Annotated in this window: 1 rRNA gene; it reads right to left on the bottom strand. The window is 54.9% G+C overall.

The features are described 5' to 3' along the window. Window positions 1-26 precede the first annotated feature (26 nt). Window positions 27-1,577: ribosomal RNA gene (locus tag NIE32_RS14110) — 16S ribosomal RNA — on the bottom strand. Window positions 1,578-1,582: the final 5 nt, after the last annotated feature.

Raw genomic sequence — 1,582 nt, 5'->3', positions numbered from 1 at the left:
CGTTTCGCTATCGATCGTTTCCTTAGAAAGGAGGTGATCCAGCCGCACCTTCCGATACGGCTACCTTGTTACGACTTCACCCCAATCATTTGTCCCACCTTCGGCGGCTGAGTCCATAAAGGTTCTCGCACCGACTTCGGGTGTTACAAACTCTCGTGGTGTGACGGGCGGTGTGTACAAGGCCCGGGAACGGATTCACCGCGGCATGCTGATCCGCGATTACTAGCAATTCCGGCTTCATGCAGGCGAGTTGCAGCCTGCAATCCGAACTGGGGGTGGCTTTATGGGATTAGCTCGACCTCGCGGTTTCGCTGCCCTTTGTACCACCCATTGTAGCACGTGTGTAGCCCAGATCATAAGGGGCATGATGATTTGACGTCATCCCCACCTTCCTCCGGTTTGTCACCGGCAGTCACCTTAGAGTGCCCAACTAAATGCTGGCAACTAAGATCAAGGGTTGCGCTCGTTGCGGGACTTAACCCAACATCTCACGACACGAGCTGACGACAACCATGCACCACCTGTCACTCTGTCCCCCGAAGGGGAACGGCCTATCTCTAGGCTTGTCAGAGGATGTCAAGACCTGGTAAGGTTCTTCGCGTTGCTTCGAATTAAACCACATGCTCCACTGCTTGTGCGGGCCCCCGTCAATTCCTTTGAGTTTCAACCTTGCGGTCGTACTCCCCAGGCGGAATGCTTAATGTGTTAACTTCAGCACTAAGGGGTTGGACCCCCCTAACACCTAGCATTCATCGTTTACGGCGTGGACTACCAGGGTATCTAATCCTGTTTGCTCCCCACGCTTTCGCGCCTCAGCGTCAGTTACAGACCAGAGAGCCGCCTTCGCCACTGGTATTCCTCCACATCTCTACGCATTTCACCGCTACACGTGGAATTCTACTCTCCTCTTCTGCACTCAAGCTTCCCAGTTTCCAATGACCGTTTGCGGTTGAGCCGCAAGATTTCACATCAGACTTAAGAAGCCGCCTGCGCGCGCTTTACGCCCAATAATTCCGGACAACGCTTGCCACCTACGTATTACCGCGGCTGCTGGCACGTAGTTAGCCGTGGCTTTCTGGCTGGATACCGTCACAGCACTAGCATTTCCTCTAGCACTCGTTCTTCTCCAGCAACAGAGCTTTACGATCCGAAAACCTTCTTCGCTCACGCGGCGTTGCTCCATCAGACTTTCGTCCATTGTGGAAGATTCCCTACTGCTGCCTCCCGTAGGAGTTTGGGCCGTGTCTCAGTCCCAATGTGGCCGATCACCCTCTCAGGTCGGCTATGCATCGCGGTCTTGGTGGGCCGTTACCCCGCCAACTAACTAATGCACCGCGGGCCCATCTGTCAGTGATGGCCGAAACCATCTTTCAACCCTGCACCATGCGGTGCAGAGGATTATCCGGTATTAGCTGCGGTTTCCCACAGTTATCCCAGTCTGACAGGCAGGTTGCCCACGTGTTACTCACCCATCCGCCGCTCACCTCAGGGAGCAAGCTCCCCTCTGTGCGCTCGACTTGCATGTATTAGGCACGCCGCCAGCGTTCGTCCTGAGCCAGGATCAAACTCTCCAAAAAGTGTA

This window comes from Sporolactobacillus kofuensis, from assembly GCF_024125425.1.
In the GTDB taxonomy this organism is placed as follows: Bacteria; Bacillota; Bacilli; order Bacillales; family Sporolactobacillaceae; genus Sporolactobacillus; species Sporolactobacillus kofuensis.
This window is presented reverse-complemented; position numbering and strand designations above follow the sequence as displayed.